Origin of the sequence: Dactylosporangium sp. NPDC050588, from assembly GCF_040654975.1 — a bacterium.
Classification (GTDB): domain Bacteria; phylum Actinomycetota; class Actinomycetes; order Mycobacteriales; family Micromonosporaceae; genus Dactylosporangium; species Dactylosporangium maewongense.
On record NZ_JBFAJA010000050.1, the window covers coordinates 65,817 to 91,490 of the forward strand.

Below are 25,674 nucleotides of genomic sequence, written 5' to 3' on the forward strand. Positions count from 1 at the left end.
CGGATCTTCTTCCCTAGACAAGAGGAATGATCGATCAAAGGCTGCACCTATGATCAGTCGGGGTCGATGCCAACCGACCCAAGGTTAAAGATCAAGCTAGGGGCGGTGCTGGCTGGACCGACCGAATTGCGGTGCGGATCGCGGCGTCAAGGGCGCCGACCGTGAGGGCGAAAGTTGACGGTTCCGCACGGCGTGCTGGGCCGCGACCCAGCCGTCGCTCCTGCTGTACGCCATCAAACCTGTTGAGACCAGTGGGAGCGTTGAGCCAGATGGTTCGTCGCTATCAGAGAAAGTTGGTTAGCGGGTGGAACCGAACAGGCGTCGCGGGGGTGATAGCAGTATGGGCAACTCGGCCATCCGCGATGCGGTCGGTGATCTCTATTCGGCTAGCTATGCGAGGCTCGTTGGTGTAGTGGCGCTGGTCGCTGAAGGTCGTGCAGAGGCTGAGGAGTGCGTGCAAGAGGCATTTGTGCGACTTCTTGGCAGGTGGGAGCACGTGTCTCGGCTCGACTCGCCGGAAGTGTGGGTCCGAACGGTTGCCATCAGGCTTGTGTCGAATCGGCGTCGAGAAGCTCGTAGCGCGCTGCGCGCGCTACTACGGCACGGTCCGCCGGTGGACGAGTCTCCACCAGGTACCGACCGCGTGGAGCTGACCTGGGCTCTGCGAAGGTTGCCTGTGGGACAGCGCCAGGTGGTCGTGATGCATCACCTGCTCGGCTACGGCGTTGACCAGATCGCAGAGTCCCTCGATGTTGCTCCCGGCACGGTGAAGTCCCGGTTGAGCCGCGCCCGTAGCGCTCTGGCGGAACTGCTGAGAGAGGAAGTGCGTAATGTCTGAACTGAAGGACCTGTTGGCGATGGAAGCGAAGCGGCACGAGCCGGAGCGCCAACCGCCCTTCGAGGAGTTGCTACAACGTCGGCGCAGACGAGACAGGCGCACCTTCGCGGTCATGGGTTCCGTGGTAGTGGCGGCGTTGGCGGTGACGCTCGGGCCAGTACTGCTGAGGCAACAGCGGGTGGAGTCGCCGGATACTCCGGGTGCCCAGGGTGGAGTCGCTGTCACTGGTGTCTTGCTGACCGTGGGCGGGCGTCCTGGCGCTGGGTCGGACGGACTCGCTGGCACGTTGTGGTTCGAGGCTGCCGACGGTACGACTACGAGCACCACTGCCGGCGACGACGGACGGTTCAGCATTCTGATTCCGCCGGGAACGTACATCGCCTCAGGGCGTCCTGGATTCCTCGACTTGCGTAGTCCGTCGGGTGATGGTGCCAGCGTGACGTCGGGCGTGGACGGTGTCGGTCCGTCGAGTGTCGCGACCACGGCCTGGTGCCGTGCGGAAGCGCCTGTCGTGGTTCCGGCGGGTGGATTGCACGGCGTTCAAGTGATTTGCCAGTTGCGTTGATCCCACAGTCGCTTTCGTGCGAATGCCGGATTCTGTCCGATCCGTTCGCATTGGTCGCCCGCCGTGCCCGACGGTTATCAACGGTTTACAACGGGTAGGCGCTCGACTATGCTCCACGCATAGAAGACCATCCACTTCTATTGCGATTGGGGTTCGATGCGGGGGACGGCTCGTCGGTTCATTTCTTCTGTCGCCATCCTTGCGGCTTCCACCGCTGCGGTGGCAATTCCTGTGCCGGCATCCGCTGCGCAGCCGGCTTGCACCGGTCATTGCTTCGGGTACGCCAAGGAGACCATCTACGACAACATCACGGCCATGAGTGCTGAGCTGGCCGTAGGGTGCCTGTACGTACCGGATCAGTCTGCGCAGTTCGTCAACTGGGAAATGTGGCTCGCGACCCGGGCTGACAGGCCGAATGAATCAGATTGGAATTGGGTCGAGGCCGGCATCACCGCCGGATCTCTGAGGGCCCCTGGCAATACGAGAGGTTTCCAGTGGTTCTGGGCCGACCGGTACAAGCCTTACGGGACGGATCCGGGAAGCTATTTCGAACACTTCATCGGCTGGGCAACGAAGGGAACCTACTCGAACCTCAGCTTCTACTGGACGCCAAACAGCAGCGGCATCTACGGTTGGGGCGTCTATCAGAGCGGCGTCTATCGAGGATGGTCCGGTGTCGGCGGCTGGCCGGCCGATCCGGAACTCGGAGCGGAGTCGACGGACGGCAACGTCATGCTCGACGGATACGCCAACGACTGGCGGACCCGTGACAAGGCGAATCAATGGCGGCAGGCCGGCGGATCGACCTTCGTCATACAGGGGGGCACCGCCTTCAAGGGTAATAGACCGGCGCAGGGGAATGTGCGAGCATGGACTCCGTGGTGGGATTGCAACGGCAACCACCCCAATGGCGCGCTTGGCGCAACGTCGACTGAGAGCTCGAACGTAGCGCAACTCATGAAAAGCTCGACCGGCGTCCGCCAGGTGCTCACAACCACCACGGAGCAGTTGGTGAGCCGTTTGGGCTCCGGGAACGTCAAGACTGCAAAGTTCGTCCGCAGTGATCGCGACGTTGCAGTTGCCCGCCATAAGGGCTCTGAAGTGTACGGCAAGCAGGCTGTATACGTCGTGCAGGTCGCTGGCGCGTTCAGCAAGGCCGGCAAGAACGGCGAGCGTATGGACGGGTCGGTTCTCGAGGTGGTCGTTGACGCGGCAACCGGAGAGATCACGGACTGGGGGATCACCAGTGACACCCGCGGTCTGAATTCCCTGGGAGTGGTTGAACTGCTCGACTGACGCCAGACCGGGCGGTCGCCAAACTCGGACCCAACCAAGAGGGCCTGAGCTGCAGAGATGCGGTTCAGGCCCTTACAGTGACGATCGACACTGCGGAGGTGGTAACTCTGCCCTTCCGAGAGAGTCGAGTCTGCGAAGTTTTAATCAGGCCGGGCGTTGCTCGCCTGGTTAGCTTCAGAAGCCTCGGGCACTCCTGGCCGGGTCGACCCGAAGATGGGGCTGTTCGCATCGTTCACGATGGCGGTCACAATCGCGTTCTGCGGCGGCCGGCCGGCGATGATCTCGGCGGCGACCGGGTGATCGCGCTGGTCGTGGGGCCGCTCGCGCGGGATCACGGGTCGTGGTACCTGATCGTGGCGGTCATCCTCGGCGGGCTGTTCCAAACCGTGCTCGCGCTGCTTGGAGTGGCGAAGCTGATGAGGTTCATCCCGCGTAGCGCCATGGTCGGCTTCGTCAACGCCCTCGCCATCCTCACCTTCACCGCGCCGCTGCCGCACCTGTTCGGCGTCTCCTGGGTCGTCTACCGGCTCGTCGCCGTCGCTCTCGCCGCGATGATGTTCCTGCCCCTGTGGGGCTCGTAAACCGGGTTCAGGGGTAGCATATATGCGGGTGCCGAACGAACGCGTCCCCGGCCGCCGCCGGCAGGAGGTGGCCGAATAGGCCACGACCACCGGGGCACTGCTGCGTCTGGCCGACCGGCTCAGGGAATCGGGCGTGACCCGGGTGGCGATGGAGGCCACCTCCGACTACTGGAAACCTGTGTTCTATCTCCTCGAGGCCGAGGGGTTCCAGTGCTGGCTGCTCAATGCCACACACGTGAAGAACGTGCCCGGCCGGCCCAAGACCGACAAGCTCGACGCGGTGTGGCTGGCCAAGGTCCTCGAGCGAGGCATGTGCGCACCCAGCTTCGTACCACCCAAGCCGATCCGCCGGCTACGGGACCTCACCCGCTATCGGCGCTCATTGATCAGGGATCGGACCCGGGAGAAGCAGCGTCTGAAGAAGCTCCTGGAAGACGCGCAGATCAAACTGTTGGTGGCCGCTTCGGACATGTTCGGGGTCTCCGGACGGGCCATCCTGGCTGCGTTGATCGCTGGGCAACGCGACCCCCAGGTTTTGGCGGAACTGGCCCGCGGTCGGCTCCGGTTCGAAGATCAGTCAGTTGCGGGAGGCGTTGACCGGTCACTTAGGACGCCACGCGCTGTTGTGCGCCAAGATGCTCGATGCCATGACCGCAGACATCGCCGAGGTGAGTAACGCGATCGAAGCCGCGATCCGCCCCTACGAAGCTCAGGTCAATCAGCTCGATGAGGTCACCGGCATCGGCGTCACCTCATCGGGGCGCCGAAGAGCGCGGCCAGCCGTTGGGTCATCGCGCTGGACCGGCACGCCGTCCAGGCACTCTGCGCCCACGCCAACCGGCAACGCCTCGAACGCGTCGCCGCCGGCCGCAACCTTCAACAGATCGAACAGCAGCACGGATGAGATTGGAAAGGCTCATTGCCACGATGACGGGTTGCGCAGCGCGCAGCCACTGATGTGGTCATCTCATCTGGCCTTGAAATAGTTGAACAGGTGCCGATTGCGTACAGTAATTGTGCCGGCGACCGACCCGATCAGGCAGCCGATCGACGAGGCAAGGACCACCTCCATCTCAGTGACAAATATTCCGATCTCGTTTACGGAGCCAGCAGAGTGCGCGATGACTGCAAGGACTGGACTGCACAGTGCAGCGGTGATTGCGGCACTAGTCAGCGTTTCGAGCGCAATCTGCGTGGTCAGCGCCGCGCGGGAAACACCGACATGCAGGGCCGCGGCCAATTCGAGACGGCGCAGTCGAACGGATAAGGCACCGATGCACAGACCAAGCGCCATGCCCGCCAGCGACGCATACCTGGTCAACCGGTTCTCGTATAGGCTGAGACCGTCATAGCGTTCACCAAGTCGCGAGTTCAGCTGGCTGATCCGCACTTTGGCATCGGGCCGAACGGATGCTGACAGCGTCGTGCGCAGTAGCGTTGGGACAGCGTCCATTAGGGGCCAGACTTGGATCCAGCACTCGTCGAAACGACCCTCTTTCGGCGCTACGCTGACCGCCGCGTAAAGCAATGAGGAATTCCGGCCATCGTCCGGATATTCGTAGAGAGCGTCAACATGTGCCACGCCGTTCGAGGTGGCCAAATCAGAGCCGGATTCCGCGCTCAATTGATCCGCGGCCGGCCGGGAAATCACGTACGACGCTTGTTGAGCAACCCGGGCTTCAATGCCGAGCAACGGGAGAAACCCGCGAGTCGCTTCGTGCAGCGGCAGTGTCCCAGCCGGGAGCGCCAGCAGGGTGGGTGTGGGTGAAACCGTGCGGACGGCGCCGGCGCTGCGTACTCCGTTGATGTCCCGCAGTCGCTCGCACGACACCCCGTCCACGCCTCGTTCGGTCGTGATGATGTAGGTCGCGGCTCCGTGTGAACGAAACTCGGAGCCGTCGTCGATGATCTTTTTAATGGTGAGACCGTCCGTTGCAGCCAACGTGCAGGCCATCGCCGTGAGCAGAAGTGCAAGCGCAGCCGTTCGACTCGTTCCGGAGCGAACGTTCCGGAACGCCTCGGAGATGATTGCTTTCGACCTCACGGCTGTCCAAGCTGGAGTGTGTTGGGACAGACGGCGCTGACCCTTTCGTCATGTGTGGCGATGACGACTACAGCGCCGGCGGTGGCGAGCGTGTCGAGCACTCCGACGACGCTGCCGGCGCTGTGCGGATCCAGTTGTGCGGTCGGCTCGTCAACGAGCAGAAGATCAGGTTGTGCCGCCACGGCTCGCGCCAGCATCAGACGCTGGGCCTCTCCTCCCGACAGTTCTCGGAAAAGCTTGTATGCCGATTCTTCGAGCCGGAACTTCTCCAGCAGTGCATACGCTTGCGCTTCAGCCACAACGCGCTCGACATCGTCGGCGAGGTAGGGCAGGGCAACGTGATCTATGGCAGTCCGCCGAGCAACGCCGTGGGGATTTTGAAATACCCACTGCATTCGGGTTATCCCGTCGGGACGGATGGTGCCGGCGTTCGGCTTGATCCAGCCCGCCAGGATGCCTAACAGGGTGCTTTTGCCGGATCCCGAGGGTCCACAAAGTGCGTACATTCCTGGTTCGAGCACAAAGCTGATGTCCCGGAACAGTTGCGGCTGCCCGGGAAATGCATGACCGATGCCGTCGGCGGCTATTCGCACGTCGTTTGCTCCGGTGGAGCGATGAGAACCTTCGTGCCCGGCGAACCCTCGGAGGACCATGTGACGAGCGCGCGTCCCAACATGGAGGAGACGATGCTGACGCGCACCACGGCGCCGTCAGTTGTCAGTACGCAGCCCGACGTTCCTCTGAGGCCGAAGATGGCCGTCGGTGGCACGCCGACCACGGCAATCGGCTCGGACAGCACTACCGTGCCGTGCAGGGGCTGCGGTGCTGTTGCCTCACCGGTGCGGGCGGGCGCCAGTGCAGTCAGTCGGCCAAGATCGGATGCGTTGGTGATCCGCCCTTCCGGGCCGATTGGCACCTTGACGTCATCGATGCTCACCTGCCGGGAACCTGGGAGCAAATTGGACGGCATGACCTTGACGTGCGCAGAAGTGACCTGCTGCACCAGCGTCATGACCGGCGATCCGTCTGACAGCCGACCGTTCAGTTGTACGTCGCACGATGAGATGCGAACCGACGGCGCCGGTATCCACAGCAGGGCCGAACGGGTGAGCGCGCCGCTAGGCGGTCGCTGCTGTGCCCGTTTGTACAGGGCAGCGACGGCGCGCTGAGTTGGCGCATCGTAACGACCGGTTGTTCGCACGGTCAGCCCTAGGCGACCTAATTCGCGTTGCAGCGCCGAGACGTCAGGACCCTGGATCCCGGACGTCAGATCACGCCACAAGGGGACCTGCGTCGCGAGAAGGAGTAGGCGTCGATCGTCAACGCTCATCGGGAAGCTGCCGGAAACCAGATCACCGCCGCTGCGACACTGGAGATCGGTCACCGTGCCACTCGTCTGCGCGATGATCTGGCGCTTGGGGTCGAGGTCGAGGTCGAGGTCGACCGGTCGTGGATCGTCGAATTGCTGGCGAGCCACCGGTACTGCAGTCGGTGCAGCCGGAGGCCGAAGATCGGCGGGGCGCGCGTCCGGACCGAAAATGATGCCCGCAGTAGCACCAAGTCCACCGCACGCGATCAGTACAAGGACCGCGACCGTGTTGGTGAAGGTGCCCGTAGCGGGTGCCAGCTTACGCCAGACAGACGCAGGGGGCGCCTTCTCGTTGCTATGTGTTCGGGTTGGCATTGCAGTGCGCCACGCGGGGGTCGGAGCTGTCATATGGTGCACCCTTGAAGCCGTTAACCCGGTCCTTCCGTGCCCGCTCGGCATTGTAATCGGCTGGCGCCACGCCGTTGCGGATCAAGCATTTCGCAAAGAGCTCATTCTCGTCTTCCTTGTTCGGGTTCCTTAACCGGTCGACGAAGATGGGCTCGATCAGGTTCCGTGTTCCCTTGCCGCATGACTCCTGGATCGCGTCCTGGTCTACCGCGGGATTATTGATGACGTCGTACTGGTAGTAGCCATCGGTTGGCACGGCAGAGATGGTGACGCCTTTTCCTTTCACGCAGTCCACGAAGCGCTTCACGGCCTCTTCGTACTCGGCTCGGCTGATATCCAAGTCCTTGAACACCTGCCGCTCGAAGTCGGAACTTGCTGCGTCACGCGCTTGCTTCAGTTCGGGCGCATACGGACCTTTCGCCTCGGGCGTCGGCGAGCATGCGGTTAGTGCAAGAACGCCGACCGTTCCCAGCACCATGCCAGCAGTTGACAGCCAGCTCAGTTGGGGAGAGCCCTGCCGGGTCGGTAGGCGTTTGGCCCGCAACGGCGATGTTCGAGCTGTTCCGAGCTCTGCCACTGTCACCTCTTCAGTATGTTCGTTGCATGCGGGTACGGCGACGATACCCCATGATCGTCGCCGATCAGTGCTGCCCCACCGCCGACTGCACGCCACACCGATAACGGACGGCTTGAAATCGATGATAAGGCCGAGGGTCCGAGTGGTGGCGTGCCCGGGTGATGAGGGGCACGCCACCCTTGCACAGTGATTTAGATTCGCTGCCAGCCGCCCCATGGGCCGCCGTTGTATTCCTGCGCCCGCGTGTAGTTGCCGCTGTTCGTCCCGTTGCCGTCATTCGCAACTGAGTGGGTATTCGAGTAGGCGCCGTAGATACTGTGCACGGAGCCCCCGTAGTACCGGTCGATCCGGGCCTGGACCTGGTTGCAGTTGCCCCACGAGCCGCCCGTGAACGCATCCGTGATAGTTGACGATGCCGCCTGAGTGTACGAGCATGCCGCGATTGCAGCCGTGCCGGTGATAGCCACCAGGCCGCCGCTCATCAACCCAATCGTCAGGATCCTCGACATCAATTTCTTCATGCTTGTCTGCCACGCTCCTCGTCGTTGCTCAAACCGCAGGCGTTTGGCTTACTGGCAGGCCGGCCGGACACAGCCTTTCTAAGTCAGGCAGACATGTCCAGCCTCGCGAACGCGAAGAAGTATCCACGAACATAAGATCGTAAACTTAGAGTGATCCTGCGATAGCTATAAGTAGTTCATGTGGCATCCATGGGTAGCGTGGAGGCAGTGGTGGGCAACGCTCGCCCGTCAGGACGGCATCGGCGCAGCGGCAATATGGCCATGGGCAGAAGTCAGTGCGTCGGATCACGCGCCCGCCAGCGAGTGTTCTTGCCGGGACCGACATGCTCCCTGGCCTGCGCTGATATCGAGGCCATTCGCTCACCGTGGCCCAGCGTCACGCGACCTGTACTAGACTCGGCAGGCCTTATTGACGAGTCGGGGAGCGCGATTGCGACGGGCACTTGTAATGCCGACGATCGTCGTTGCCGTGGGGCTGGCCACGGGGTGCGCCCAGGACTCCGGGAACATCCCCCGGGACGCGGCGTCCGTCACCAGCGTGCCGGCTTCCCATAGCTCCGCAGTATCCGGTCCGATAGTTAGCGGCACGGCCACCGCCGAGGTGGTGTGTAGCGCGATTATCAAGATCTACAAGGCTGAGGAACGGCCGCTCGTCGACGCCTACGGTCAGTACGTCACCGCGACGGTCACCAACGACAAAGCGACGATCTCGGAGCGGCGGGCAACGGTGGAGGAAATCATCAAGCGACTGTCGCGGGCAGCGCACGCTGAGCTTGCGAAGGCTACTGACCCGCAGTTCAAGGCGGCGCTTTCGGACTACATCGCCGTGGCGGAGGAGGTATACCTGACTCCAACTGAGGATGCCGCACTGGATACCAAACTGCAGAAGGTCGTCACCGCCGCGCACCGGTACTGTCCAACGCTGGGGAAGTGAACGTTCGCTGCGACGGCCCGTCCCACCTGGCATCTCTGCAGGTGGGTGTCGTTGACGGACGCATCTTGGCCAGGTTCTGCCGGACCTCCGAGTTGCCGACCGGCACCCGGAAGCCAGCCGTGTGCGTCAATACCGTATGACTCGAGCGCTCGACGCCGTCATCACTCTGCTCTGCCCGATGGTCCTGGTCCCGCTGATGGTGCCGTCGGCCGCGGCTGCGGGGCTTCGTCCTCGGCATTGGTCGGCTTGACCCAGTGACGGGGCGTGCCACTAGGCGTGGGTGTTTGTGCTGGTCAGGCGCGTGTGGCTAGGTCCAGGATCCGCTTCGGCGGCTCGACACTGAGGGCGGTGAACAGGTCGCGTTGGGTCTTGGTGAGTGTGGTGGTGTGCCGGAACGTGCCGGCCGGACCGGTGTAGGTGACCGCGTGCAGACGCTGCAGTTCGTCGCGGATGGTGGGCCAGGTCCGGCCGGTGGCGGTCTCGGCGATGCGGATGAGGAGCAGGGCGAGCCAGCACAGGATGACGTGGGCGCGGATGCGGTCTTCCTTGCGGTGATGGACCGGTCGCAGGTCGATGACCTGTTTCATGGTGCGCCAGCCGCGTTCGACCTCGAGGAGTTGCTTGTAGCCGAGCGCGATGTCCTCAGTGGACAGTGTCGGGTCCGATGTGCGGAGCAGGTATTTTCCGTCGAGGTTCGCCTCGGTGGCGATCGCGGCTTGGTCGACGCGAGCAGTCCGCCGGGGGGTGCGGCGCAGGTAGCGTTCAGGTGGGGCTTGGTGGAGATCACGCCGGCGAGTTCGTCGCGGCGGGAGCGGGGCAGTCGGTCGGTGTCGTCGATCAGTTCTGTCAGCGCGGCGACGTGCCGGACCCGACGGTCGGCGTCGCGGAGGGCTTCGGCCGGATTGTAGCAGATGACGAACCGGTCGTCGGCGAGGTCGGCGTCGAGGCGGAACTCCTTGACCCGCAGGTTGTCCCGCACGGTGCGGTAGCGGCCTTGCCGGGACAGGGCGGCGTCGGCGGCTGGGTGCCGCCGAGGAGCTTCTCGCAGAGGATGTAGTGCCCGTCGCCTTGTTGCAGGAAGCGGCGGTTGGCGGCGGAGGCGAACCCGCGGTCGGCGACCCAGACGACCCGGGCGAGCCGCCATGCCTGGATGTCGGTCTTGACCTGGCGGATCAGGGCGGAGTCGGCGGTGTTGCCGGGCCAGGACCAGCAGCGCACTGGGATCCCGTCGCGGGTCACGGCCATCCCGACGATGACCTGGGGCAGGTCGTCTCGGCGGTCTTTGGACTTGCCGAAGCTGCGGAACCCGGCCTGCCCGGCCGGCTGCGTGTCGTCGGTGACGCGACCGCGCTCGTCGCGGCCGACCGGCTCGTCGGCGTCCTCGGTTTCGAAGTAGGTCGAGGTGGTGTCGAAGAACAGCAGGTCGACCTCGAGGTTGAGCAGGTGGGCAGTGGCGTGGAAGACCTCTTCGGCGAGGGTGGGTTCGGCCTGCAGCAGCCAGTCCATCGCCCGGTAGCAGGCCTCGTCGCCGATGGAGGCGTGGGCCAGCAGGTCGAGGGCGGCGACGAGGCTGCCGCCGCCCGTCACGACCAGGACCGGCGCGTACCTGGCTGTCACCCCGTCGAGTGACGACTGTTCCCATCGAACCGCCCATGCTGACCGCAGGTGAGCCTGGCGAAAGGTGGCAGCTATGCGGTCAACCAACGGTGTGATCTTCAAACGATGCAGCTGCCGGGACGGCAACCGGCGGCGCCTCGAACAGTCATGCCCCCGGCTCACCGAACGCGGACACGGCACCTGGTACTTCCACTGCTCCGCCACGAACCTGCTCGGCCGCCCCGAACGCGCCCGACGCGGCGGCTACCCCTCCCAGGCCGCTGCCCGCCGTGCCCGGGACGAGTGGCTGGCCACCACCGGTGAGGACCGCACCGCCCGGTCATGGACGGTGGAGCGGTGGCTGCGGTACTGGCTGTCCAGCCGCACCAGCATCCGCCCGACCACGAAACTGCACTACACCCGCGACGTCGAACGCATCCTCATCCCGCACGTCGGCCGACTGTGCCTGGCTGACCTCGACCCTCGCCGGCTCCGCGCCATCTTCACCGAGATCGCCAAGACCACGAACACCAAAGGCCAGCCACAATCGGCCTCGGCGATGCAGCACCTGCGCACCACCCTGCGCGCCGCGCTCAACCTCGCCGTCCGCGAAGGCGTCATCGCCAACAACCCAGCCCGGCACATCGAGGTCCCGTCCTACCGCAAACCCCACGCCAAGGTCTGGACCGACGGCCGCGTCGAGGGATGGCAGCGCACCGGCGAGCGACCCTCAGTCGCGGTGTGGACCGCCGACCAGCTCGCCACCTTCCTCCACGGCGTCACCGACGACGCGTTGTTCGCCCCATGGTGGCTCACCGCCCTGCGCGGGCTGCGCCGGGGTGAGGCGTGCGGGCTGCGCTGGTCCGAGCTCGACCTCGACCACGGCGTCCTGTTCGTCGTCCGCAACCGCACCACCGCCGGCTACCAGGTGATCGAGGGCGAGCCGAAGACCGCCGCCGGGCGGCGGGCCGTCGCCCTGGACGGGCGGACCGTGAAAGTGCTGCGGGAGCACCGCCGCCGCCAGGCCCAGCAGCGGGAGCGTCGGTTTGCCGCCGGGAAGGTGTGGCACGACTCCGGGTACGTGTTCGTCGGCAAGGAGGGCAACCCGAATCCACCCTGGCTACGCCAGCGGACGCTTCCGGCTCCTCGTCAAACGCGCCGGGGTCCCGCCGGTCCGGCTGCACGACCTGCGGCACGGCGCCGCGTCCCTGGCACACGAGGCCGGCGCTGACCTCAAGACGCTCCAGGATCTGCTCGGACACTCCAGCATCGTGATCCCCGCCGACACCTACACCAGCGTCCTGCCCCTCGCCCAGCGCAAATGCGCCGACGCCACCGCGAAGCTCGTCCTCGCCGCCGACCGCCGCACCCGGGAAAAGATCTGCGGCAAGAGCCGCAGGAACCGACGCAACCAGCGACCCGCGAAAGGTGCGCCGACACCAGCACGACCGACCAACGGCAAGAATCCGCAGGTCACGCCACCGACGACCAGCAGGGCATCACAGACCGTCACGACACCACCGTCGCACCCGTGTGACACCCACCGTCCACAGGGACGGAAACGACGAGAGGTCTGAACCGCGTTTCCGCAGTTCAGACCTCTGACGATCTTGCGCGCCCGAAGGGACTCGAACCCCTAACCTTCTGATCCGTAGTCAGATGCTCTATCCGTTGAGCTACGGGCGCTTGGTGCCTGCCTAGTGTACACACCAGGTTTTACCGGTTTTGCGCGGAGGCTCCGGGATTCGAACCCGGGATGGGCTTTAAGACCCAAACCGCATTAGCAGTGCGGCGCCATAGACCGAACTAGGCGAAGCCTCCAACAACCCCTGTCGCCAGGAGCCGCCGTCCGAGGATACAGGGCCGGTGAAGGACCGGGCAAAGCGGGTAACCCCCTGGCGCGTCGGACCGGGCTGCGTGGTTTGCGTCACATCGTCCACCGGTGGACGATTGCCTGGTCGCACGGCGGGTGCCATCGGCGTTGGCGCATTACGCTCTTGCGAATGGGAGAGGAACCGAAGTCCACCGAGCCTCCGACTTCCAACGAGCCACCCCGCCACCCACGGGTCCTCGGCGACACCTCCCTGCGGTTCGAGCCGCCGCCGCAGGAGTCCGCCCCGGAGACCGCGCCACCGGCGGCGGCATCCCCGCGTCCGGCGACCACGCCGTTCGGCGCCCCGCCGCCGCCCGTCGTGGAGGCGCCGCGACAGGCGGCCCCGCAGCCCCGCGTGGCGCGCCCGGCGGCGAAGCCGGTGACCCCGTTCGCCCCGCCACCTGTGGCCGGACCTGCGCAGCAGCCGAGACCGGCCGCCCCTCCCCCGCCGGTCGCCGGGCCGCAGCCGAGACCGTCGGCTTCTCCGACGCCCGTGACCGGGTCCACGAAGCAGCCGAGGCCGGCCGCCGCTGCCCCGCCGGTCAAGCAGGCGAGCCCTCCCGAGCAGCCGCCACCGGTGACGAAGGCCACACCTGCGAAGGCCGCGCCCGCGAAGGCCGCGCCCGCGAAGACCACCGCCAAGAAGGCGGCACCCGCGAAGGTCGCGGCGAAGACGGTGCCTGCGGCGCGGACGTCCGAGCAGCCGGTGCCCGCCGCCGAGCCCGCCCAGGTGACGCCCCCGGAGGCAGCGGCACCGGCGAAGAAGGCGGCCAAGAAGGCCGTGGCCAAGAAGGCGCCGGCGAAGAAGGCAGCGCCCAAGGCGGAGGTCGAGCCCAAGGCGGAGGTCGAGCCGACACCGGAGACCCCGCCCGCGAAGAAGGCTCCCGTCAAGAAGGCCGCCGTGAAGAAGGCGGCGGTGAAAGCGACCTCGACCCAAGAGGTCCTCTTCCCGGCACCCAAAGCGCCCGAGGCGCCCGCAGCGCCCGAGCCGGCACCCGAGGCACCCGCTGCACCCGCTGCACCCGAGGCACCCGACGCACCCAAGGCACCCAAGGCAGCCGACGCACCCAGGGAAGCCGACGCACCCAGGGAAGCCGAGGAAGCCGAAGCAGCCGAGGCGGCGCCGGTGGTGGACGAGGTGCCGCTCGTCGAGGGGCGGGTGGAGGTGGTCGAGGCCGATCCGACCGACCTCGGGGTCCCGGAGAAGGAGCAGGAGGTGGAGCCGGCCGGGCGGGGGATCAATCCCGCGTACCTGCCGGAGCTGCTCGCCCTCGCCGCGGTCGCGCGGCTCGGGGAGGCGGCGCGGGAGCGGGCCGCCTGGTATGCGGCGAACTACCCCGGCGTCGACGGTGACGCGATCGGGCGGGCGGTGACGCGGGAGTTCGTGCGGCGGGCCAGGAGGCTGGGGATCGCGGCGGGAGCGGCCGGGTCGCTGGGGCTGGTGGTCGAGGCGGCCGGGGTCAACTGGCTGCACGCCAAGCTCGTCCTGCACCTGGCCGCCGCGCACGGGCACGATCCGCTCGACCGGGCGCGGGCGGCCGAGCTGCTCGTCCTGCAGCGGGTGTACGCGGAGGTCGCCACCGCCGAGGCCGCCATCATGGCCGCGGAGCAGGCGCAGCGTTCGCGGCGGGCCGTGCCCGGGGTGGGGGTCGCCAGGCTGGCGGGTCCGCTCGGCCGGACGCTCGGCGGCGGGCTGCTGCAGGCCGCCGGGGTCAGGATCGCCCGGCGCGCGGTGCCCGGGATCGGGCCGGTGATCGGGGCGGTCGCCGCGGTCAGGTCGACCGAGGCGATCGCCATGCGCGCCACCCGCTACTACCGGCGCAAGCCGGTCCCCACCCCCGACGGGCGATAGGGGTCACCGCGGGGCGACCCGCAGCGACGGCACCACAGCGGACGGCGGCCGAACAGGCCCGGAAACCGAAGCGGACGGCGACGGCCGCGCGGGCCTGGAAACTGAAGCCGACGGCGACGGCCGCGCGGGCCTGGAAACCGACGGCGACGCGCCAGGCGACGCGCCAGGCGACGCGCCAGGCCCCGGAGCGGGCGGCAAGGCGTCCGGGCCGACCGCGATCGTGGTCCAGGCCCGGGCCGCGGTGCTGTCGCCGAACTCGACCATGCCCAGGTACCGCTTCGCGGGGTCGAGGTCGTGCCAGGCCGCGGTGAAGGTCACCGGCCGGCCGGGCTGGACCGCGGCCACCGGCGGCGTGACCGTGAGGTTGCCGGCCGGGTCGCCACCGACGAGGAACGTGTGCGCCACGACCGGCCGGCCGTCGGCGTCGGGTGGCGCGGCGAAGCGCACGACGTACACCTCGAACACCCCCATGGACGTGAGCGGGATCTCCTCGTCGGCGGTGGTGCCGTCGCTGCGGTCCACGAGCTGCCCGTCCTGGTAGAGATAGAGGTCGACGTCGGTGCCGGGGACGTGGTCGGCGGCGAACGTGGCCAGGCGGCCGAACTCGGCGCCGGGCGGCACGGTGACGGTGAACTTGAAGACGGCCGGGCCGGTGGCGGGCGCCGTGGGCACGAAGGCGGCCGTGCTGCCGACGAGGTTCTGCTGGTGGACGGCCGACGCGGTGAGGCCGAAGAGCTTGGTGGTGACGTTGCCGCTGTACCCGGCGGTGAGCTCGATCGCGGCGGTGCCGGCGGCGCCGGAGCCGGTGACCTCGCCCGGGCCGGCGAGCGCGACGGGCCGGGCGCCGATGGGGCTGCGCACGGTGTGGCCGCGCAGGTCGGTCCAGGTGAGGGAGCCGAAGGTCCAGACGCGGTACGCGGCGTCGGTGCGCCGGATGGTGACCTTGAAGGTGGCGGACTCGCCGGGTGCGACGGTCAGGGTGCTCGGCGTGACGGTGACGGCGAGCCCCTGCGGCGTGGTGACGGAGGCGACGTAGACGCTCGGCTGGGTGGAGACGTTGGTGACGGTGCGGGAGACGGTCTGCGTCCCGGGCAGCGAGGCGACCGCGATCGACGGGTAGTTGAGGTCGCTGGGGTCGGCGCTGCCGACGGTGGGGCACCAGTCGCTGACGAGCTGCAGCTGGCCGATGGCGCACCCGTAGCGAGCCCAGTCCTGCGGGCCCGACTCGTAGACCAGGCCGGGATCGAAGGCCTGCGAAGGGCGGACGTGGCCGGAGCCGTAGTCGAGCGGGCTCGCGATCTTCCCGGCCCGCTGGATCATGCCGTCGGTGTTGTCGTGGACGCCGGCGGTGGTCATGAGCGCCGACTGGACGGCCGACGGCGACCAGCCCGGGTGCTCGGCGCGGATCAGGGCGGCGATGCCGGCGATGTGCGGGCTGGACATCGAGGTGCCGGACTCGCCGTCGAACAGGTTGCCGTGGTGGCCGGCCGGGGACACGCCGGCGACGATGTCGACGCCCGGGGCGGTGATGTCGGGCTTGATCAGGTCGCCGCCGCCGGCGAGGGCCGGGCCGGCGGAGGAGAAGGCGGCCATGGCGGGCGCCCGCGGCACCACCGCCGACACGGCTGAGAGCGAGGCGGTCGGGTTCGGGGTCGCCAGGTACGCCTTGATCGCCGCCCCGGCGACGTGGTCGACGTGGACGGTGGGGATGACGTGGTAGTCGGCGTTGAGCGAGTTCTCGCTCGGGTTGTAGAGGACCATGCCGACCCCGCCGGCGTCGCGGACGGCGATGCTCTTGTCGGTGCGCGGGTTGACGCCCCGCTTGCAGAGCACGATCCTGCCCTTGACCAGTGCCGGGTCGAGGGTGCCGGGGTAGCACAGCTCGACCTTCTCCGCGTCGGCGGTCTTGAGGCCGGCCTTCACGGAGTCGACGAGCGGCGCGGACGGCACGGCGGGGCCCTGGCCGGCGCCGGTGTAGGTCGTGCCGTCGCCGAGGGTCACGGACTTGTCGGCGCCGCGGTCGTGGGAGCTGGCGGCGACGGTGGTCACCCAGGGCGCGTTGTGCGCGACCGTGGACTCGTCGGGGCCGCTGTTGCCGGCGGACGTGGCGACGAAGACGCCGGCCGCGGCCGCGTTGTAGAAGGCGAGCTCGACCGGGTCGACGATGAGCGACTCGGAGCCGGAGACGGAGTAGTTGATGACGTCGACGCCGTCGCTGACCGCGTCGTCGACCGCGTCGAGCAGGTCGACGGTGCCGCCGGAGCCCTCGCCGTCGGACTGCCGCCACAGGGCCTTGTAGACGGCGATGCGGGCGGCGGGCGCCATGCCGGAGATGGTGCCGACGGGGTCGCCGTTGATGGTGGCGGGGACGTCGGGCAGGCCGGCGGCGGTGGTCGCGGTGTGGGTGCCGTGGCCGTCGTAGTCGCGCGGGGAGTGGAACTCCGACTCCCAGCCGCCGAAGCCGCCGCCGTCGTAGAAGCGGGCGCCGATGACCTTGTTGTTGCAGGTGATCCGCTGCTGGGCGGTGCCGGTGCCCTCGTCGCACTTGTCGGTGCCGCCCCTGGCCCACTTCTTGTCGATGACGGCCTGGTCGGGGCGGGGCTCGGGGAGCGGGGCGAGGCTGGGGCTCTCCGGCCAGAAGCCCGTGTCGATGACGCCGATGATCATGCCCTCGCCGGCACGGGACGGGTCGCCGAAGTGCTTGGCCCACGCCCCGGCCGGGCCCTCCAGGCCGAGGAAGCCGGTGGTGGAGATCGTGTCGACGGTGCGCCGCTCGTTGGGCCAGACGTGGCGCACGCCGGGGGTCCGCTCCACGCGGGCCTTCTGCTCAGGGGTGAGCGCGGCGGCGAAACCGTTGAAGGCCGACTCGTACACCGTGACCGTCCTGCGGATCCCGGCGCGGCGCAGGACGTCCGCGCGGCCGGCCCGGATCGCGCCGCGGGCGCTCTCCTGGCGTCCGGCCGGGTCGCCCTCCAGCTGCACGATGTAGAGCGCCGAGCTGGCCGCCTTGCCGGAGACCGCCACCGGCAGCGCGAAGACGGATGACGCGACGAGGGTGATGACGAGAAGGATTCGGCCCACACACGTCAGACTAATTGTGGCAATTTGCCCTATCTCAGGAACGTCAAATGATCCTTGAGCAGGGCGTACCCCACGAACGACACGATGTCGAGGATCGTGTGCGCCACGATGAGCGGCATGACCCGGTTCGTCCGCCGGTAGAACCAGCCGAAGACCAGCCCCATGACGAAGTTGCCGATGAACCCGCCGAAGCCCTGGTAGAGGTGGTACGACCCGCGGATCGCCGCACTGGTCACGATCGCCACCCAGGGGTTCCAGCCCAGGTCCCGCAGGCGGGTCAGCAGGTAGGCGATCATGACGATCTCTTCGAGGACGCCGTTCTGCAGGGCGGCCAGGATCAGCACCGGCACCGACCACCAGTGCGTGCCGAGCGCCTCGGGCACGATCTGCGCGCTGATCCCCAGCTCCCGCGCCGCCCACACGAGGGCGAGGCCCGGCAGGCCGATCAGGGCGGCCAGGCCCACGCCGTAGCCGAGGTCGGAGCCCGGCCGCACGCCGAGGCGCCAGTCCTCGTGGTCGCGGCGCAGCAGGTACACCGCGAGCAGCGGCGCGACGAAGCCCAGACCCGTGTAGACCAGCTGGTATGCCAGGTCGAGCCAGGGGCGGTCCGGGGTGATCGACGGGTTGAGCGTCGCGGTCTGCTCAGAGAGCGGCTTCACGTAGGTGAGCCGATCGATGATCGCCAGGATCGAGAGGATCGCGGACCTGCCGAGCGACACGCCGAGCAGCAGGATCACCTCGACGCGGACGGCACGCTTGTCGATCACGCGCGAACTCTAGTTCGGCAGGGGCGCCGCCCGCACGAAACGGCGCCCCTCCCGGTGTTACGAGTCCCCGAAGGCGTCGTATTTGATCCGAATTGCGGGGACCTGCATCTCCGCGAGGGTGCGCAGGGTCGAACGCACCATCTGCGGCGAGCCGGAGACGAAGAAGTCGTGGTCGTTCCACGGGCCGTAGCGGGCGACCACGTCGGAGATGTTGCCGTGCTCGCCGGGGAAGTCGGGGTCGTCGGTGGTCGCGGCCACCACCGACAGCCACGGGTAGCGGGCGGCGAGCCGGTTGAGGCACGCCAGGTCGTACAGGTCGTCGCGGTCACGGGCCCCGACGAACACGTGCACCCAGCGGGTCCGGTTGGCCCGGGTCATCTCCTCGATCAGCGCCTTGATCGGGGCGAAGCCGGTGCCGCCGGCGACGCAGACGATGTCGCGGGTCGAGCGGCGGTCCAGGACCATCGAGCCCATCGGGGCGCCGAGCCGGATCATGTCGCCCGGCTGGACCTTCCGGACCAGCGCGGAGGACACCCAGCCGGCGCCGACGGCCCGGACGTGGAAGTCGATGGAGCCGTCCTTGCGCGGCGCGTTCGCAGCGGAGTACACGCGCCACAGCCGCGGCTGGTATTTGCATTCGACGCTGATGTACTGCCCGGCGCGGTACTCCAGCGGCTGGAGCGGGCGGCACGTGATGACGGCGATGTCCTGGTTGCGCCGCTCGTGGTAGAGGACCTCGGCGTGCCAGTAGGGCGGGTTCGTGGAGTCGGCCTCGGCGCCGGCGATCATCTTCTCGGCGATCACCGCGTAGGCGTCCCGCCAGGCCTGGTCGAACTCGTGGGTCCACTGGTCACCGGCGAAGGTGCGCATGCCCTCCATCAGCGCCTCGCGGATGACGTCGTAGTGCTCGGGCCGCACGTGGAACTTGCGGTGGTCACGCCCGAGCGAGCGCAGGTACTCGTCGAACGTGTCGGGGTCGTCGACGGTCTGCACGGCGGTCACGATCGCGCCGAGAAGCCTGGAGCGCTGCACGTCCATCTGGACCGGGAAGAGGTCCCTCAGCTGTGGTTGGTTCAGGAACATACGCGCGTAGAAGTAGCTGGCGAGCTTGTCCTGCTGCTCCTCGACGAGGCTCCAACTCTCCTTCAGTAAACGCGACAGATCGCTCATCGGTGCCCTTCGCGGTCAAACGTAGGTGCCGTCGGACAGCCAGCGTCGCCACCAGGGAAGAACACGCATCGCACTGAGTGTGCGACGTCCCGTGTTCACCGGTTCTTTTCCACTCGACGCGCCGGGACGGGGCGCTGGACAGGTCGGCCTTTCGGGTCAATCGCACTGACTGTCCGGCCGTCGCACACCACCGGTGTTTGGCTGGTGACAGAGCCAGCCGCCCATGGAGGTGCACCGTGCCGACCGTGTCCGATCTTTCGCGCGACGTGTCCAATGAGCTCGACGACCGGATGCAGCTCTTCATCCGCCGCCAGGAGATGCTGTTCGTGGCGACGGGCGAGCCGGAGGACGGCCACGACTGCACGTTCGTCACCGGCGGCGCCGGCTTCGTGCGGGTCTTTTCGGAGAACCGGCTCGCGTGGCCCGAGTTCGGCGACGAGGGCCTGTCGGAGGCGATCACCGACATCGAGCGCGACCCGCGGGTCAGCCTGCTCTTCGTCGACTTCGCCCGCGGCGCGATCGGGCTGCACGTCAACGGCAAGGCGAAGGTGCTGGACGACGACGCGATGCGGCGCGCGTACCACTCGCTCCACCTGGATCCCGCGCTGGACCTGGTCGCCGACCGCCGCCCGGCGCGCTGGATCACGGTCTACGTCGAGTCGGCCTACATCTCCGCCGCGGGCGAGTTGTAGCGTCCCGCCCTTCCGGACGCCCGAGCTCTCGGGCGTCCGGGCTTCGGGCACTCAGGCGTAGTGCCAGGGCTTGCCCGTCTGGCGGTACTCCGTCGTCGGCACGAGCGGCGCGTCGTCCTCCATCCGGTCCACGTAGAGCCGCCCGTCCAAGTGGTCGATCTCGTGCGCGACCAGGCGGGCCAGCGCCTGGTCGTACACCGTCGTCACCGTCGAACCGTCGAGCAGCTCGCTCTCCACGGTGATCCGCAGCGGCCGCCGCACCAGCCCGCGGACGTCGAAGAACGACAGGCAGCCCTCGAACTGCTCATCGGCGTCGGCCGACTCCGCCACGACCCGCGGGTTGATCAGCACGATCTGCTCCGCGTCAGGGTCGGCCGCGCGGATCACCGCCACCGCCAGCCCCGAACCGAGCTGCGGGGCGGCGAGCCCCACGCCCTTCACGAAAGGGTGCAGTGCCTCGATCCGGTCCAGCGCCGTGGCCAGCTGCTCGATGACGTCCTCGGCCCGCGCCGACTCACCGGGCAGGTCCAGCCGCCGCACCGGCCGGTCGAGTCCGGCGTCGCCGCGTTGGATCACACCGGCCGCGCGCATGGCGTCACTCGAGGCCGGCTGCACGAAAGGGGGCTCCTCCCAGTCGTCCGGCTGCTCGACCGCCCCTTCCGGCCGGGTGCCCCGGAAGCGCCACTCCAGCCGGTAGCGGTCGTGCAGGGTCGCCTGCTCGGTGTGCCACGAGAAGACCGCCCGCCCGTCGACGGACAGCTCCTGCGTGATGGGGGTGCGCAGCGGCACCTCCTCGGCCGACAGCGACGTCTGCACGCCCCAGACGACCGGCCGCATCCGCGCCGGGAACTCGACCTCGATGGTGAGCTGCCGGGTGGGCAGGCGGACGGTGCGCTGGAACCAGTGGCCCCACTTCTCGACGCTGATGTGCCACGAGTACGCGATGGTGGTCCGCTGCCCCGGGTACAGGGGGAAGCGGCCCTGCGCGTTCTCGAACAGCAGCCACGCCTCCTTGAGCGCGTCCCGGTCGGTCTTGGACCGCCAGTCCATGGGCTCGCCGGCGCACGACGCGACCATCGCCAGCTCGTCCCACGACATGGGGTGGTCACGGTGATGGCGGTTGGAGCGCGCCGGGTCGTCCGGGTAGCGGTCCACGGAGATCCGCACCAGGTAGCGCGTGACCGGCTCGGTGCCGGCGTTGTACAGCGCACGGCGGACCGTGCACCGGTATTTGCCGTCGACGTAGGACAGCCGGGCGGTCTCCCGCTCGACGACCAGTCCCGTGCCGGGCGGCAGCCACTGGTCGGGCACCGGCGGGTCGCGGCCGGGGAGGCCGACCCGGCTGCGGGCGGTCGCGCGCAGCTCGTCGTACTCCTTGTAGCGCTGCCAGATGGCGCCGCCGCTCTGCAGGATCGCCTCGGCGCGCCGGGCGAAGTCCTCGGTGGGGCGGTGGCGGCGGGCCTCGACGTGGCTCACGTAGGAGGCGTCGAACCCCATGGCGGCGGCCAGCTGCTTCTTGGACATGCCGCGGTCGATGCGCCACCGCGCGAACTCCGCGACGAACGCCTCTGACGCCCGCTGCACGGGAGAGTCGCTCGAAGTCATGTCCGTCCCAGCCTCGCAGGGAGACGGCCCCTGCCCGACTCAGTGTCCTCGGGGTCGGCTGCCGAACAGGTCAAGCGGACAATTTGCCGACAAAAGGGTTGACAACGCCACCCCATCGGCGTTGATCAACGCATCGACATCAGCAGCCAGTCTGTGCAAAGTTACACAAAGTGACATCGGATAACGGACAATGTTGGAGTGGTTAGGCTTACCTAATCGCGGTATCGTGTGCGCTTGGCATGCACGTCTGGGGGTATCCGACGGTGGTGAGCACCGCACACACGCATAGGACGAGCGCCGCGCCGCGGCGTCCTCGCAGTGTGTCCCCCTGCCCGCCCGGCACCAGCGGCGACCCAACGTGACCGCCCTCATCAGCCGGACGGCCGTCGATCCCCTGGCCCCGGTGATCGCCGGGCTGGCGCGGATGGGCCTGCGGCACGGAAAAGAATCACTCCAAGGGCTGTCCACCGGGCTGGTCCCGCCGCACACGCCCGGCTGGCGCGCCGCCGGCGAGCTGCTCACCGCCGAGGGCGTCCGGGAGTGGCTCGACGCCGCCGCCCAGCGCTGGGACGCGCAGCCGCACGCCGCCGCCGCCCTCGCCTGGAAGTGCTACTCGTACTGGCTGGCCCTGCCGGCTGTGATCGGGTTCACCGGTTCCCGGCGGGTACCGCTGATGACACCGGATCACGTCCTGGTCCGGTTCTCCGACCGGCAGCCCTTCCTCACCCTCGCGCTGCGCCGGCCCGTCACCGCGGTCCTCGCCACCGACCCCATCGTCGCCACCGACACGCCGGGGCTGCTCATCGTCGACGACGAGGACGAGCTGCTGGGCGTCATGCGGCGCTCGCTGGTCGACGCCCACCTCGACCCGATGCTCGACGAGGTGCGCAAGCAGGCCCGCCTGGGCCGGCGGACGCTGTGGGGCTCGGTCGCCTCCGGGGTCTCCTACGCGATCTCCCGCGGCCACGTCGCGCCCCCGGACGTCCTCCTCGACACCGCCCACCGCGTGCTGACCGCGCTCGGCGCCGACGACCTCGTCGACCTCAGCGCCCGCGAGCAGGGCGGCCTCGACATCAAGCGGCGCACCTGCTGCCTCGCCTTCACCCTGCCCACCCCGAAGGTCTGCTCGAGCTGCTGCATCCGCGCCTGACATCAATTTCGGCGTCGATGGGTAAGTTGATGTCATCAACGACAGCGTCTCGACCAAGCACACCAGGCACGTCCGCCTGGGCGATCACCTCTGCCTGCCGTTCGCGAGCGACCAGGAGCAGCGCGAGGTGGTGTCCGCCTACATCGCCGACGGCCTCGTCCGCGGTGAGCGGGTCCTGTACTACTCGGACCGGACCGCGCCGGGCGCCATCGACGCGTGGCTCGACCCGCGCGGCGTCGACGGGGCCCTCGCGATCGCCCGCGGCCAGCTCGAGGTCCGCCCGGCGGCCGACGACCGCTTCGACCCGGGCGTCCTCGTCGACGGCATCCGGGACGCCGTCCGGGACGCCCGCGCCGCCGGCTTCCAGGGGCTGCGCCTCACCGGCGAGATGAGCTGGGCCCTGCCCGACACCGTCCGCCTGCACGAGTACGAGTCGGGTGTCGCCTCGACCGTCACCGGCTCCGACGGGGTCGCGGCGGTCTGCCAGTACGACGAGCGCCTCTTCCACAAGGCGGACTTCTCCGGTCTCGTCGCCCGGCACCCCGGGGTGATGACCATCGACCCGCTGCACGACGACCGCCGGCTCCGCATCGTGCCCACATTCTCGCCCCGCGGCCTGCGCATCATCGGCACCGTCGACGACGCCACCGCCGGGCCGTTCTCCGAGGCGCTCGCCCACACCGCGGGATGGCCCGAGCCGATCGTCGTGATCAACCTCGCCGAGCTGCGCTTCATCGACGTCGCCGGCATCCGCGCCCTGGTCCGCGCCGCCGAGGCGCTGCCACCGGACCGGGTGCTGGAGGTGCGCCACCTCGCCCCGACCCTGCGCAACGTGCTGCGCATCGTCGGCTGGGACACCACCCCGGGCCTCACCATCGGGGACGCGGGGGTGCGGGCGTCGTGATGGGCCTGAAGCGCCGCGAACGGCGCCGGAGCACAACGGGGGCGACGTCGTGACCCTGATCCACCAGGCGCTGCTGTTCGACTCGCCCGAGCAGTTCCTCGCGGCGGCCGTGCCGTTCATCGTCGAGGGCGTGCACCGCGGCGACACCGTCCTGGCCGTGACCTCCACCCGCAACACCAGCCTCCTGCACGAGCGGCTCGACGCCGCCGCCGACCGGGTCACCTTCCTCGAGCCGTCCGGCTGGTTCGACTCCCCCGGGCGCACCCTCGACGCCCACCACCGCCGCATCGACGCCCTCGCCGGCGACAGCGCCTTCCTGCGGGTCATCGGCGAGCCCGTCTGGGTGGGCCGCGACGACCTCGAGACGTCGGAGTGGGGCCGGTACGAGTCGGTGGTCAACGTCGCGCTCGCCGACTCCCGCGCCTGGGTCATGTGCGGCTACGACAGCAGCGTCCTCGCCAGCACCATCGTCGACGACGCCCGCCGCACCCACCCGCGGCTCGCGGTCGGCACCGCCAGCGAGATCAGCGCCGACTTCACCGAGCCCGCCTCCTACTACGCCGCCCACAACACGCCGCTCACGCCGTATCCGGCCACCGGCGTCGAATGGATCCCGGTCCACCCCGACCTGGCCCCGGTCCGGCAGTTCGTCGCCGACCACGCCCCGCGCCTCGGCGTCGCGAACGACCGGATCGACGACTACGTGCTCGCCATCAACGAGATCGCCACCAACGTCCTGCGGCACGGCGGCGGCACGGGCGAGGCCCGCATGTGGGCGACCGACCGCCGGGTCATCTGCGAGATCACCGACTCCGGCACCGCCACCGGCAACTTCCTGGGTTTCCTGCGCGCCGGCCCGCACTCGGAGCGCGGCCACGGGCTGTGGATCGCCCGGCAGATCTGCGACCTGCTGGAGATGCGCACCGGCGCCACCGGCACCACCGTCCGCCTCCACATGCGGCGGGCGGGCTTCTGAGGCGCAGCGGCGCGCCCCTGGTTGGATGGACACCGTGACCGCTTCCTTCTTCGCCGCCGAAGGTCCGCCGGAGGCGGAGTTCCACCCCGGCATCGCCCGGCGGATGGCCCACAAGACGGTCGCCGCCGGCGCCCTGATCAGGGACCCCGCCGGCCGGATCCTCTTCGTGGTGCCCAACTACAAGCCGTACCTCGACCTGCCCGGCGGCATCGTGGAGACGGGCGAGCCGCCCAGCGCCGCCTGCCGCCGCGAGGTCCTCGAGGAGCTCGGCCTCGACCGGCCCACCGGGCGCCTGCTGGTCGTCGACTGGACGCCCGGCCGCGACCCCTGGAGCGACCAGGTCCAGTTCGTCTTCGACGGCGGCGTCCTCGACCCCGCCACCGACCTGCGCCCCGCCGCCGACGAGCTCACCGGCGTCCGGTGGCTCCCGCTGGACGACGCCACCATCCGCGCGTCCCTGCACCGCCGCCTGTCACTGGCATTGACGGCGCTCACCACCGGCGAGCCGATCCACGCCGAGATGGGCCACCGCCACCAGTAGCGTTACTCAACTCCGGGCGCGCCCTACTCGCCCCCGAACGGGGGAAGCTGACCAGCGCAGGACCGGAACCGTTCGCATGCTGACGACCTCGTGTCCGGCCGCGCACACTCTGTTGCGTGCCACGGTTCATTGAGGAAGCAGCATGATCGGCCACACGCCCCGCCACCGGGAGCCCGGCCCGACCGCCAAGATGCTGCGCAAGGTGCGCTGGCTCCGGGTGATGCACCCGCGCCTGCCGGCACCGTCGGTGGTCGCCATGGACGCGGGTCTGGACCCCACCTGCGTCTCCCGGCCGTCGGCAGTCGCGCTCCCCACCCACATCACATAACCCGCCGACGGTGGCTGACCGGGGGAAGGCCGACCTGTGCGACGGCCCGCCTTCCCCGGTCAGCGG

At 68.6% G+C, this 25,674-nt stretch carries 25 protein-coding genes, 2 tRNA genes and 2 pseudogenes; 15 read left to right on the forward strand and 14 right to left on the reverse strand.

Annotated elements, in window-relative coordinates; all coding sequences use genetic code 11:
* Positions 1-340 precede the first annotated feature (340 nt).
* The 5 genes and pseudogenes from AB0I21_RS31565 to AB0I21_RS31585 all read left to right on the forward strand — a co-directional run bounded on the left by AB0I21_RS31565 (position 341) and on the right by AB0I21_RS31585 (position 3,956).
* Positions 341-838: a sigma-70 family RNA polymerase sigma factor gene (locus AB0I21_RS31565; protein WP_360566614.1), complete on the forward strand. Its 498-nt coding sequence runs from the start codon at positions 341-343 to the stop codon at positions 836-838.
* Complete coding sequence (locus AB0I21_RS31570) at positions 831-1,403, forward strand: hypothetical protein (protein WP_360566615.1); 573 nt, start codon at positions 831-833, stop codon at positions 1,401-1,403. The genes AB0I21_RS31565 and AB0I21_RS31570 overlap by 8 nt, the downstream gene beginning before the upstream one ends.
* Before the next feature lie 315 nt (positions 1,404-1,718).
* Positions 1,719-2,699: a hypothetical protein gene (locus AB0I21_RS31575; protein ID WP_360566617.1), complete on the forward strand. Its 981-nt coding sequence runs from the start codon at positions 1,719-1,721 to the stop codon at positions 2,697-2,699.
* 201 nt (positions 2,700-2,900) lie between these two features.
* Positions 2,901-3,265, forward strand: a pseudogene (locus AB0I21_RS31580) (SulP family inorganic anion transporter); the annotation flags it as partial.
* Between the two features lie 112 nt (positions 3,266-3,377).
* The gene (locus tag AB0I21_RS31585; protein ID WP_360566663.1) at positions 3,378-3,956 is read left to right on the forward strand and encodes a transposase; all 579 of its coding nucleotides are present in this window, start codon (positions 3,378-3,380) and stop codon (positions 3,954-3,956) included.
* Between the two features lie 42 nt (positions 3,957-3,998).
* Here AB0I21_RS31585 and AB0I21_RS31590 read toward each other — a convergent pair whose 3' ends face one another.
* From AB0I21_RS31590 to AB0I21_RS31615, 6 genes are all read right to left on the reverse strand, one after another.
* On the reverse strand, positions 3,999-4,178 hold the full coding sequence (locus AB0I21_RS31590; protein WP_360566619.1) for a hypothetical protein: 180 nt from the start codon (positions 4,176-4,178) through the stop codon (positions 3,999-4,001).
* Positions 4,179-4,247: 69 nt separating this feature from the next.
* Complete coding sequence (locus AB0I21_RS31595) at positions 4,248-5,234, reverse strand: hypothetical protein (protein ID WP_360566621.1); 987 nt, start codon at positions 5,232-5,234, stop codon at positions 4,248-4,250.
* Positions 5,235-5,320: 86 nt separating this feature from the next.
* Positions 5,321-5,917 (reverse strand): ATP-binding cassette domain-containing protein, encoded by a 597-nt coding sequence (locus AB0I21_RS31600; RefSeq protein WP_360566622.1) that lies wholly within the window; start codon positions 5,915-5,917, stop codon positions 5,321-5,323.
* On the reverse strand, positions 5,908-6,801 hold the full coding sequence (locus AB0I21_RS31605) for a peptidoglycan-binding domain-containing protein (RefSeq protein WP_360566624.1): 894 nt from the start codon (positions 6,799-6,801) through the stop codon (positions 5,908-5,910). Before AB0I21_RS31605 ends, AB0I21_RS31600 begins: the two co-directional genes overlap by 10 nt.
* A 187-nt stretch (positions 6,802-6,988) precedes the next feature.
* On the reverse strand, positions 6,989-7,624 hold the full coding sequence (locus AB0I21_RS31610; RefSeq protein ID WP_360566626.1) for a hypothetical protein: 636 nt from the start codon (positions 7,622-7,624) through the stop codon (positions 6,989-6,991).
* Positions 7,625-7,809: 185 nt separating this feature from the next.
* Complete coding sequence (locus AB0I21_RS31615) at positions 7,810-8,139, reverse strand: hypothetical protein (protein ID WP_360566628.1); 330 nt, start codon at positions 8,137-8,139, stop codon at positions 7,810-7,812.
* A 448-nt stretch (positions 8,140-8,587) separates the two neighbouring features.
* Between AB0I21_RS31615 and AB0I21_RS31620 the strand changes: the two genes are divergently transcribed.
* Positions 8,588-9,073, forward strand: coding sequence for a hypothetical protein (locus AB0I21_RS31620; RefSeq protein ID WP_360566630.1), 486 nt, complete (start codon positions 8,588-8,590; stop codon positions 9,071-9,073).
* 293 nt (positions 9,074-9,366) lie between these two features.
* Here the strand turns inward: AB0I21_RS31620 and AB0I21_RS31625 are convergent, their stop codons facing one another.
* Both AB0I21_RS31625 and AB0I21_RS31630 read right to left on the reverse strand, forming a co-directional pair.
* The gene (locus AB0I21_RS31625) at positions 9,367-9,660 is read right to left on the reverse strand and encodes a hypothetical protein (RefSeq protein ID WP_360566632.1); all 294 of its coding nucleotides are present in this window, start codon (positions 9,658-9,660) and stop codon (positions 9,367-9,369) included.
* 259 nt (positions 9,661-9,919) lie between these two features.
* The gene (locus AB0I21_RS31630; protein WP_360566634.1) at positions 9,920-10,690 is read right to left on the reverse strand and encodes a hypothetical protein; all 771 of its coding nucleotides are present in this window, start codon (positions 10,688-10,690) and stop codon (positions 9,920-9,922) included.
* A 1,025-nt stretch (positions 10,691-11,715) separates the two neighbouring features.
* On the opposite strand from AB0I21_RS31630, the pseudogene AB0I21_RS31635 reads away from it, so the two are divergent.
* A pseudogene (locus tag AB0I21_RS31635) lies at positions 11,716-11,910 on the forward strand (site-specific integrase); the annotation flags it as partial.
* A gap of 30 nt (positions 11,911-11,940) precedes the next feature.
* Positions 11,941-12,246, forward strand: coding sequence for a hypothetical protein (locus AB0I21_RS31640; RefSeq protein WP_360566667.1), 306 nt, complete (start codon positions 11,941-11,943; stop codon positions 12,244-12,246).
* 36 nt (positions 12,247-12,282) lie between these two features.
* Here AB0I21_RS31640 and AB0I21_RS31645 read toward each other — a convergent pair.
* Positions 12,283-12,355, reverse strand: a tRNA-Arg gene (locus AB0I21_RS31645).
* A gap of 44 nt (positions 12,356-12,399) precedes the next feature.
* A tRNA-Ser gene (locus AB0I21_RS31650) sits at positions 12,400-12,490 on the reverse strand.
* A gap of 182 nt (positions 12,491-12,672) precedes the next feature.
* Between AB0I21_RS31650 and AB0I21_RS31655 the strand changes: the two genes are divergently transcribed.
* A complete protein-coding gene (locus tag AB0I21_RS31655; RefSeq protein WP_360566636.1) occupies positions 12,673-14,394 on the forward strand; it encodes a hypothetical protein in 1,722 nt (573 codons plus the stop codon).
* 3 nt (positions 14,395-14,397) lie between these two features.
* Here AB0I21_RS31655 and AB0I21_RS31660 read toward each other — a convergent pair whose 3' ends face one another.
* Genes AB0I21_RS31660 through AB0I21_RS31670 form a run of 3 tightly spaced genes read right to left on the reverse strand, consistent with a single transcriptional unit; the run spans position 14,398 to position 19,412 of the window.
* Positions 14,398-17,475 (reverse strand): S8 family peptidase, encoded by a 3,078-nt coding sequence (locus AB0I21_RS31660; RefSeq protein ID WP_360566637.1) that lies wholly within the window; start codon positions 17,473-17,475, stop codon positions 14,398-14,400.
* Between the two features lie 29 nt (positions 17,476-17,504).
* Positions 17,505-18,242 (reverse strand): CPBP family intramembrane glutamic endopeptidase, encoded by a 738-nt coding sequence (locus AB0I21_RS31665; RefSeq protein WP_360566639.1) that lies wholly within the window; start codon positions 18,240-18,242, stop codon positions 17,505-17,507.
* 57 nt (positions 18,243-18,299) lie between these two features.
* Complete coding sequence (locus AB0I21_RS31670) at positions 18,300-19,412, reverse strand: globin domain-containing protein (protein ID WP_360566641.1); 1,113 nt, start codon at positions 19,410-19,412, stop codon at positions 18,300-18,302.
* 245 nt (positions 19,413-19,657) lie between these two features.
* Here AB0I21_RS31670 and AB0I21_RS31675 point away from each other — a divergent pair, with 245 nt between their 5' ends.
* On the forward strand, positions 19,658-20,104 hold the full coding sequence (locus AB0I21_RS31675; RefSeq protein ID WP_360566643.1) for a pyridoxamine 5'-phosphate oxidase family protein: 447 nt from the start codon (positions 19,658-19,660) through the stop codon (positions 20,102-20,104).
* Between the two features lie 51 nt (positions 20,105-20,155).
* Here AB0I21_RS31675 and AB0I21_RS31680 read toward each other — a convergent pair whose 3' ends face one another.
* A complete protein-coding gene (locus AB0I21_RS31680) occupies positions 20,156-21,709 on the reverse strand; it encodes a peptide deformylase (protein WP_360566645.1) in 1,554 nt (517 codons plus the stop codon).
* 358 nt (positions 21,710-22,067) lie between these two features.
* Here AB0I21_RS31680 and AB0I21_RS31685 point away from each other — a divergent pair, with 358 nt between their 5' ends.
* From AB0I21_RS31685 to AB0I21_RS31705, 5 genes are all read left to right on the forward strand, one after another.
* Entirely contained in the window at positions 22,068-22,859 is a 792-nt protein-coding gene (locus AB0I21_RS31685) for a hypothetical protein (protein ID WP_360566647.1), read from the forward strand.
* A 94-nt stretch (positions 22,860-22,953) separates the two neighbouring features.
* Positions 22,954-23,763: an MEDS domain-containing protein gene (locus AB0I21_RS31690; protein WP_360566665.1), complete on the forward strand. Its 810-nt coding sequence runs from the start codon at positions 22,954-22,956 to the stop codon at positions 23,761-23,763.
* A gap of 49 nt (positions 23,764-23,812) precedes the next feature.
* Entirely contained in the window at positions 23,813-24,739 is a 927-nt protein-coding gene (locus AB0I21_RS31695) for a sensor histidine kinase (protein WP_360566648.1), read from the forward strand.
* A 34-nt stretch (positions 24,740-24,773) separates the two neighbouring features.
* Complete coding sequence (locus tag AB0I21_RS31700; protein ID WP_360566650.1) at positions 24,774-25,280, forward strand: NUDIX hydrolase; 507 nt, start codon at positions 24,774-24,776, stop codon at positions 25,278-25,280.
* Positions 25,281-25,422: 142 nt separating this feature from the next.
* A complete protein-coding gene (locus AB0I21_RS31705; protein WP_360566651.1) occupies positions 25,423-25,608 on the forward strand; it encodes a hypothetical protein in 186 nt (61 codons plus the stop codon).
* Positions 25,609-25,674 lie beyond the last annotated feature (66 nt).